This is a genomic window from Martelella alba, assembly GCF_005217455.1.
Lineage (GTDB): Bacteria > Pseudomonadota > Gammaproteobacteria > Enterobacterales > Enterobacteriaceae > Acerihabitans.
In genome coordinates this window covers 1-694 of record NZ_SZPQ01000166.1, presented here as the reverse complement: position 1 = coordinate 694, position 694 = coordinate 1, and the positions used below count along the sequence as shown (strand labels likewise).

The 694-nt window shown below is 35.7% G+C and carries 1 protein-coding gene; it reads right to left on the bottom strand.

Annotated features, from left to right (window positions below; genetic code table 11):
* Positions 1 to 39: 39 nt before the first annotated feature.
* The coding region (locus FCN80_RS26600) for a YaaC family protein (RefSeq protein WP_230492993.1) at positions 40 to 694 on the bottom strand (655 nt) is incomplete at its 5' end.

Sequence of the window (694 nt, the reverse complement as noted above, 5' to 3'; positions counted from 1 at the left end):
TAGGCGACCGTCGGCCAGCTTTCTTATTGCTAAATGATTTTATATGTGAGCAAACATAGATCCTGACTGAACGACCCTAACTTTTGAATCCAATAAAGCCTCAAGAAATTTTTCCGGGGCTAGTCTTTCAAATACAGATAAAAATTCATCTGTGAGAGCTAGATAATCCTCATATTTTCCAGATGCAACTTCCCGCCATATACTCGGACGATATCGAACTAATATTGACAGTGCATATAAAATAACGGTTGTAATGCATCTATACTCAGAAACTCCACCGAATATTGGTATGATATAGCTAGACTCAGTGAATGGGCTATGATGTTGTTTTATAACTTCGTGCCAGAACTCATCATTAGGATGCCTAACTAAAGCTTTAAAATGTAGCCCCGGATGTTCTGATTGTATATATTCTATTTGTTCAATAGGGAGGTCTAACTTTGCAATATCATCAATGGTTTTCGAGCAGGATATATCATTAATTGAAACGTATGAACCTCGCTTCCTTTCAGTGTTAAAACGAAACGATCCATTTGCATCTGAATCATAACGAAATGTAAGCCAATTAATAGATGTGTCTGATACCATTCTAAGAAGTTCTTCGAGTTCAGGTATGTGCGAAAATAATTCAATTAACGTTATTACATGCTCATTTGATAAATCTATATCTGTTTCTTTACGCGGTTTTTTACTA